This is a genomic window from Phenylobacterium sp. (assembly GCF_041913825.1).
Taxonomy (GTDB): Bacteria; Pseudomonadota; Alphaproteobacteria; order Caulobacterales; family Caulobacteraceae; genus Phenylobacterium.
In genome coordinates, this window is record NZ_JAYSEO010000021.1 from 85,613 (window position 1) to 92,836 (window position 7,224).

The following is a 7,224-nucleotide window of genomic DNA, read 5'->3' on the forward strand; positions in this document are numbered from 1 at the left end:
CGTCCGGAATGCCACGAAAAGCCGTGTTCGCGCGTTCGGGGGACCGAGGGCGAAGCTGAGGTGTCCCGGAGTATGACTGTGAGTTCGAAGCGGCGCGCGCAGGTTCGGATGGCCGCCGCCGCCTGTGTCCTGCCCCTGATGCTCGGCGGCGCGGCGCTGCACGCCCAGGAGCCCGCCGCGCCCGTCGCCCCGGTTCCCGCGCCGTTGCGGCCGCCGATCCCGCCGCTGACGCCGGCCCAGGCGGAGACCGCGCTGGCGGTGCTGCGGACCGCGGACGCGCAGGGCCTGCAGACCCGGGACTACCTGCCGGCGGACCCGGCGGACACGCGCGCCCTGACCGAGGGCCTGCTCCGCTACGCCCGCGACGTACGCATCGGTCGGATGGAGGAGGGCGACTTCCCGTCCAACTGGCGGCTGCGGCCCGAGGCCTATGATCCCTCGCCGGAGCTCGCCCAGGCGCTGGCCGCCGACCGACTCAAGCCCTGGCTGGACAGCCTGCCGCCGCCCTATTCGGGCTACGCGGCGCTGAAGCGCGGGCTCGCCAAGTACCGGCAGATCGCCGCCGACGGCGGCTGGAAGCCCATCCCCGAGGGGCCGCCGCTGAAGCTCGGGATGGACGATCCGCGGGTGGTCGCGCTCCGCGCCCGCCTGGCGGTGGAGGACCCGCTGGTGAAGGCCTCCGGCGGGACGGCGTTCGACGCCGAGCTGCACGGCGCCGTGCAGCGCGCCCAGCGCCGCTTCGGCTTCGAGCCCGACGGCGTGGTGGGCGCCGGCACGCTGAGAATGCTGAACCAGCCGGTGGGCCAGCGCGTGCTGCAGATCATCGCCAACATGGAGCGCTGGCGCTGGATGCCGCGCGAGATGCCGGCGACCCGCGTGCAGGTGAACTCCGGCGCGGCCATCGTCACCCTGTTCCGCGACGACCGCCCGGTGCTCTCCATGAAGGCCGTCTCCGGCAAGCCCGGCGACGAGACCCCGATGCTGGCCTCGGCCATGCACAGCGTGGTGCTGAACCCGCCGTGGAACGTGCCCACCCGGATCGCCAACGAGGAGCTGTGGCCGAAGGAGCGGGCCAACCCCGGCTATCTGTCGCGCAACGGGTTCCGGGTGATCACCAACGACGACGGGTCCAAGCGCCTGCAGCAGCGCTCCGAGCAGAGCGCGCTCGGCCGCTACAAGTTCGACTTCGACAACCCCTTCGCCGTCTACCTTCACGACACGCCGACCAAGGCGACTTTCGAGCGCTTCTCCCGCCAGGCCAGCCACGGCTGCGTGCGGGTGGAGAAGCCCCGGGAGCTGGCCGAGGCCCTGCTGGCGGGCGACCCGCAGTGGACGCCCGAGCAGATCGCCGCGACGCTGGACAGCGGCAAGACCGTGCGCGCCCGCTTGCCGGCGCAGGTGCCGGTCTACATCCTCTACTGGACGGCGTTCGCCGCCGCCGACGGCCAGATGCACTTCCGGACGGACCCCTACGACTGGGACCGGGACCTGCTTCGGCGGGTAGGCGTGCTGGCGCCGGCGAAGACGCCCGCCCAGGAGGCCTGACGCGAGATGCTGAGGATCGTGCTGTGGATCGCCGTGGCCTGCGCGGTGCTGCTGGCCGCGCTGGCGATCAGCCGGGGCGTGCGCTTCACCTCCGAGCCCAAGGCCCCGCCTCCGCCGGTCCCGGTGGAGCAGCCCGTGGCGCCCGCCGCCGAGGCCGCCGCGGCGCCTGCCGCCGCGGTCACGCCGGAGCCGCCGGGCCCGCCGCCGCCGCCGATCGACGACCAGGTGGCCGAGGACGCCGCCGCGGTCGGCATGACCACGCGCGAGCCGGTGGAGGAGGAGCAGCCCGTCGAGGCCGCGCCGCCGGAGCCGGCCCGCGAGCCGACGCCGCAGTCGTGAGGTGAGAGCCTAGGCGCCCTGCCAGCGGCGGACGCGGCCGGTGTCCACGTGGACGAAGTTGGACTGCGGATAGTAGCCGACCCCGCCCGCAGCCAGGTCGAGCGCGGCCTTGTGCAGGTGGGCGAGCTGGACGCCGTCGATGCGGACGTCCACCGCCTTGCCCAGCGTGTGCTGGCTTTGCGAGGCGACGCCGCTGCTGCGGGCGTGCAGCATGGCGTTGGTCTTCGGCGAGCGGTAGCCGGAGATGATCTGGTAGGGCCGGTCGGTCTCGAGCCGGGTGCGGATGGCGTGCAGCGCATCGAACAGCGCCGGCTCCATCATCTTCTCCTCGCCGGTGCGCCAGTCGCGCAGCACCCGCATGGCCTCGGCCAGGGCGTCCGGCACATAGCGGCCGTTCTCGAAATAGACGGCGTTGAGCTTATCGCCCGTGTGCAGGTTGTGCAGGATCGCCCGGCGCGGAGCCTGGGGCGACAGCGTGCTCGCCCAGGCGGGCAGCGAGAGGGTGGAAAGCGCGGCCGCGCCGCCCAGGCGCAGGGCCTCGCGGCGCCCGATGATCGTCTGCATGCACGTAACCCCGACGAAACAGACGTCGAAAGTCGACGTGACAGCCTAGGATGGCAAGCTGAACAAGAGGTTGCTGCGACAAGCCGCCTCAGGCGATCAGGGATGCGGCCAGGAAAAGCAGGGCCCCGACCAGCAGCAGCGCGATCATGCCGGCGGTCCAGCCGAACAGCGCTTCGCGGTTGTGATAGCGCCAGCTTCGGACGTTGCGCCTCAGGCTGCGGCGGCGGGGCTGGCGGAGCTCGAACCGGGGCATCGGCCGCGGCTCGGGGCGACGGATCTCGGGCCGGCCGGGCGGCCGCGGGTCCGGACGGCGGGCCGGCTGGGCGGGGCGGGGGCTTCGCATCGGTCTCTGCATCACGAGAGACCCAACGCCCCGATATCCCCGATCCATTCAGCGGCGCCGTGGCCGCTCAGTACTGGCCGTAGCGCCCCTCCACCGACTCCAGCAGCCTTGCCGCGTCGAAGCCGATCCCGTCCTTGAAGACCATCTCCACCTGGCCGATGTCGGCGATGTTGCGGGTGGGGTCGCCCTTCACCACCAGGAGGTCGGCGTTCTTGCCGGGCGCAATGGAGCCGATGCGGTCGGCCAGGCCCAGGTAGGTGGCGCCGTTGAGCGTGGCGATACGGATCGCCTCCTCGGGCGTGAAGCCCGCCTCCACCAGCAGCTCGACGTTCCGGTGGTTGCCGAAGCCGGGGATCACGCCGCCGTTGCCGGTCGGGTCCGGGCCGGCCATCAGCAGGCCGCCGGCGGCCACGAACCGGCGCTCCATGGCGAGCGCGTTGGCGAAGGCGCGGCGGCTCTCGGCGGCGCGATCCGCCGGCGCGGTGTTGGTGAGGTTCCGGGCGTAGAGGTAGGCCTCCCGCGCCTGCGGGGTCAGGACGGCCATGGCCTTGGCGTTCAGCGGCGCGTGGCCGGGCACCCGCTGTTCGAACACCGGCAGGGTGGAGGTCACCGCCACCTTGCGCTCCACCAGCAGCCGGATCAGCGCCGCGGCCTCGGGCCCGTCGGGATCCATGGCCAGCAGGGTGGGATTGCCCACCGTCCGCGGGCAGACGTCCGGCTGCTTGCCGGGATCGAGCTGGGTGTTGACGAAGAAGCCGTGCTCCAGGTTGTCGATGCCGAGTTCGGCGGCCTCCGGATAGGTCACCGAGCACAGGTGGCCGGTGACCTTCAGCCCGCGGCGGTGGGCCTCCTCGATGGCGGCCCCGAGCTGGCTGCGGGTGATGTTCATGTAGGCCTTGAACGAGGTCACCCCCTGGTCGGCCCAGAACGCCACCGTGCGGCGGGCGTCCTCGTCGTCCCTGAGCTGGTGCATCTGGATGAAGGGGCTGTTCGGCCCTTCCAGGTAGGGCCCGGTCACGTCCATGTGCGGGCCGGGCAGCGCGCCCTCGTCGATCTGCCGCTTCACGTTGAGGTCGGCGTAGGTCTCGACGCTGCCTGTGGTGCGGATGGTGGTCACGCCGGCCGCGAGGTAGAGCCTGGGCGACGAGAAGGTCATCTGCGGAACGACCAGCGGCGGCTCGGAATGGCCGTGCGCGTCCAGGTTCGGTCGGGCGATGTAGTACATGTGGTCGTGCAGGCCGACGAGGCCGGGCAGGACGGTATGGCCGGCGAGGTCCAGCACCACCGCTCCCTTCGGCGCGCGCAGGCCGGCCGGTCCGACCTCGGCGATCCGGCCCTCGCGCAGGACGATGGCGCGGCCGGCCTGAGCAGGCGCGCCGGTCCCATCGATCACCCGCACGTTGCGCAGCACGACCACGGGGGCCTCGACGCGGACGTAGGGCTGGACGGCCGGCCCCGGCCTGGCCGGCGGCGCGAGGATGGCCGGCGGCGCGGCCCAGGCCCCGGAAAGGGTCACCAGCGCCGCCGCGCAGCCCAGCACCGTCCGCCTGATCATCGCCCGTCTCCGTCCCTGAAGGCGGCGGAGCTTAGCGACCCCGCGCGTCCGCGCCAGCGGCTTGCCATTTTTCAAACGGTCGTTAGACCCGGCGGCAGGCATCAGGGAACATGGCATGGCGGACGAGGCGGGCGGAGCGCCGAAGGCGGCCGACAAGGAGACCTACGACGACCGGCCGTTCCACTCGGACGGGCTGCCGCCGGAGGTCCGCGCGCCGCTCGAGGCTTTCAAGGGCGCGGAGCCGCCGTCGCCGGCCTGGTTCCGGGACGCCATAGCCCAGGAGCCCGAGCGCGGGTTCGTGGAGAGCCTCGGCTCCAAGCTGGAGGTGCTTACCTGGGGCGAGCGCGGCAAGCCCGGCCTGCTGTTCGTGCACGGCAACTCCGCGCACGCCGACTGGTGGAGCTTCATCGCCCCGTTCTTCGCCGCGGACTATCGCGTCGCCTCCATGTCGCTGGCCGGGATGGGGGCGTCGGACTGGCGCGAGCGCTACGCCTTCCGCGACTTCGCCGAGGACGCCGAGGCGGTGGCCCGCGCCGCGGGGCTCTACGAGGGCGGCGTAAAGCCGGTCTACATCGGCCACTCGTTCGGCGGCGGCCAGGTGTTCTTCGCCGCGGCCCGCAACCCCGAGAACATGCGCGCGGCGATCCTGGTGGACACCGGGTTCGGCGGTCCGCCGCCCGAGGTGGAGGCCGAGCGCAAGAAGCGGATGGAGCAGATCCGCAACATCCCAACCGCCGACCGGCCGAGCCGTGTGTATCCCACTCTGGAAGCCGCCCTGGCCCGCTTCCGCCTGATGCCGCCGCAGCCCGCCGGCAACCCCTACATCGCCGACTTCATCGCCCGTCGCTCGCTGAAGCGCGCGCCCCTGCCCGACGGCTCGGGCGAGGGCTGGACCTGGCGGTTCGACCCGACCATGTGGGAGAAGCTCGACCGAACGGGCATGACCCCTCAGCTCGGCGCCGCCATCGCGACGCCGATGGTGCACATCTACGGCGCGCAGTCGCGGATCATCGAGCGCCGCAAGAGCGGCGAGCCCTCGTTCTTCCCGAAGGGCATGCTGGAGATCGAGATTCCCGACTCCCAGCACCACATCATGATCGACCAGCCGCTGGCCCTGGTGGCGGCGATCCGCGCGATCCTCGCGACCTGGCCGCCGACCACGCCGTCGGCTTGAGCCGGCGCGCCGTCTCGTGTAGCACGCGCCACGACCGATCCTCTGTTCAGGTAAGAGAGACCGCCTTCGATGGCCGACGCCACCCACGACTACCACCGCGGCGAGATGGACATCTCCGAGCAGACCGCGACCTACTCGCTGGTCATGGGCATGACCAAGTGGGGCTCGCTGGCGGTCGCGGCGCTGATCCTGTGGCTGAGCCTGTGGTTCTGCACGGACGCGGGCTTCCTGGGCGCCACGGTCGCGGCCGTGGTCCTGATCGCCGCCGGCGTGTTCTTCCTGCGCAACAAGGGCGACGCGGCCCACTAGGCTTTCAGCAAAGCTGGAGGCGCTGTCCGAACAACTGCCGGAACCGCGTTTCCCGCTTGCTGGACAGACCCTGAGTCCGCTGCCTATGGTCCCGCCCAACGAAGAGGGGGGATCTCGATGGCCGTCATCGCCGTCACCAGGGAACGACGCGCGGGGGAGACCCGCGTCGCCGCCACGCCCGAGACGGTGAAGAAGCTGATCGCGGCCGGGTTCTCGGTCACGGTCGAGGCCGGCGCCGGCACGGCCGCCTCCTACGTCGATTCCGAATACCAGGCTGCGGGCGCCACGCTGGCGAACGACCTGAAGGGCGCGCTGGCGACCGCCGACATCCTGTTCAAGGTGCGCGCCCCCGCCGACGACGAGATCGCCGCCCTGAAGACCGGCGCGATCGTCGTGGCCCTGCTCAATCCGCACCAGGACCGCGCGACCCTCGACGCCCTGGCGGCCAGGGGCGCCACCGCCTTCGCCATGGAGTTCGTGCCGCGGATCACCCGCGCCCAGGTGATGGACGCCCTGTCGTCTCAGGCGAACCTCGCCGGCTATCGGGCGGTGATCGAGGGCGCCGAGGCCTACGGCAAGGCCATGCCGATGATGATGACCGCCGCCGGCACCGTCGCCGCGGCCAAGGTGTTCGTCATGGGGGTGGGCGTCGCCGGCCTGCAGGCGATCGCGACCGCCCGGCGCCTGGGTGCTGTGGTCACCGCCACGGACGTGCGCCCGGCCACCAAGGAGCAGGTGGAGAGCCTGGGCGCCAAGTTCCTCGCCGTCGAGGACGAGGAGTTCAAGAACGCCCAGACCGCCGGCGGCTACGCCAAGGAGATGAGCCAGGAATATCAGGCCAAGCAGGCCGAGCTCGTCGCCAGTCATATCGCCAAGCAGGACATCGTCATCACCACGGCGCTGATTCCCGGTCGCCCGGCCCCGCGGCTGGTCAGCGCCGCCCACGTGGCGTCGATGAAGCCCGGCTCGGTGATCGTCGACCTGGCCGTCGAGCAGGGCGGCAACGTCGAGGGCGTGAAGCTGGGCGAGGTGGCGGAGACCGCGAACGGGGTGAAGATCCTCGGCCGTCCCAACCTGCCGGGCCGCATCGCCGCCGACGCCTCGGCCCTCTACGCCCGCAACCTGCTCGCCTTCTCGGGCCTGCTGCTGAACAAGGAAGGCCAGCTCGCGCCGGACTTCGAGGACGAGATCCTCAAGGCGGCTCTGGTCACCCAGGGCGGCAAGGTCGTCCACCCGCAACTCGCAAGCTGAGGACCCCATGGAAGCCGTCGATCCCACCGTCTTCCGGCTCGCCATCTTCGTGCTGGCGATCTTCGTGGGCTACTACGTGGTCTGGAGCGTGACGCCGGCGCTGCACACGCCGCTGATGGCCGTCACCAACGCCATTTCCTCGGT

9 protein-coding genes are annotated in these 7,224 nt (G+C 71.7%); 6 read left to right on the plus strand and 3 right to left on the minus strand.

The window, feature by feature from the left end:
* Positions 1-72: 72 nt before the first annotated feature.
* Positions 73-1,545 carry a murein L,D-transpeptidase gene (locus tag ACE3Q8_RS17300; RefSeq protein ID WP_374471536.1) on the plus strand — a complete coding sequence of 491 codons (1,473 nt, stop codon included), beginning with the start codon at positions 73-75 and terminating at the stop codon, positions 1,543-1,545.
* A 6-nt stretch (positions 1,546-1,551) separates the two neighbouring features.
* The gene (locus tag ACE3Q8_RS17305; RefSeq protein WP_374471537.1) at positions 1,552-1,884 is read left to right on the plus strand and encodes a hypothetical protein; all 333 of its coding nucleotides are present in this window, start codon (positions 1,552-1,554) and stop codon (positions 1,882-1,884) included.
* A 9-nt stretch (positions 1,885-1,893) separates the two neighbouring features.
* On the opposite strand, the gene ACE3Q8_RS17310 is transcribed toward ACE3Q8_RS17305, so the two are convergent.
* The 3 genes from ACE3Q8_RS17310 to ACE3Q8_RS17320 form a co-directional block, all read right to left on the minus strand.
* Positions 1,894-2,448 (minus strand): DUF882 domain-containing protein, encoded by a 555-nt coding sequence (locus ACE3Q8_RS17310; protein WP_374471538.1) that lies wholly within the window; start codon positions 2,446-2,448, stop codon positions 1,894-1,896.
* Between the two features lie 88 nt (positions 2,449-2,536).
* Entirely contained in the window at positions 2,537-2,791 is a 255-nt protein-coding gene (locus tag ACE3Q8_RS17315; protein WP_374471539.1) for a hypothetical protein, read from the minus strand.
* A gap of 67 nt (positions 2,792-2,858) precedes the next feature.
* The gene (locus ACE3Q8_RS17320) at positions 2,859-4,346 is read right to left on the minus strand and encodes an amidohydrolase family protein (RefSeq protein WP_374471540.1); all 1,488 of its coding nucleotides are present in this window, start codon (positions 4,344-4,346) and stop codon (positions 2,859-2,861) included.
* Between the two features lie 115 nt (positions 4,347-4,461).
* On the opposite strand from ACE3Q8_RS17320, the gene ACE3Q8_RS17325 reads away from it, so the two are divergent.
* From ACE3Q8_RS17325 to ACE3Q8_RS17340, 4 genes are all read left to right on the plus strand, one after another.
* Positions 4,462-5,520 carry an alpha/beta fold hydrolase gene (locus tag ACE3Q8_RS17325; RefSeq protein ID WP_374471541.1) on the plus strand — a complete coding sequence of 353 codons (1,059 nt, stop codon included), beginning with the start codon at positions 4,462-4,464 and terminating at the stop codon, positions 5,518-5,520.
* A gap of 69 nt (positions 5,521-5,589) precedes the next feature.
* Positions 5,590-5,829, plus strand: coding sequence for an aa3-type cytochrome c oxidase subunit IV (locus ACE3Q8_RS17330; RefSeq protein WP_374471542.1), 240 nt, complete (start codon positions 5,590-5,592; stop codon positions 5,827-5,829).
* Positions 5,830-5,940: 111 nt separating this feature from the next.
* Complete coding sequence (locus ACE3Q8_RS17335) at positions 5,941-7,080, plus strand: Re/Si-specific NAD(P)(+) transhydrogenase subunit alpha (protein WP_374471548.1); 1,140 nt, start codon at positions 5,941-5,943, stop codon at positions 7,078-7,080.
* Between the two features lie 7 nt (positions 7,081-7,087).
* The coding region (locus ACE3Q8_RS17340; RefSeq protein ID WP_374471549.1) for a proton-translocating transhydrogenase family protein at positions 7,088-7,224 on the plus strand (137 nt) is incomplete at its 3' end.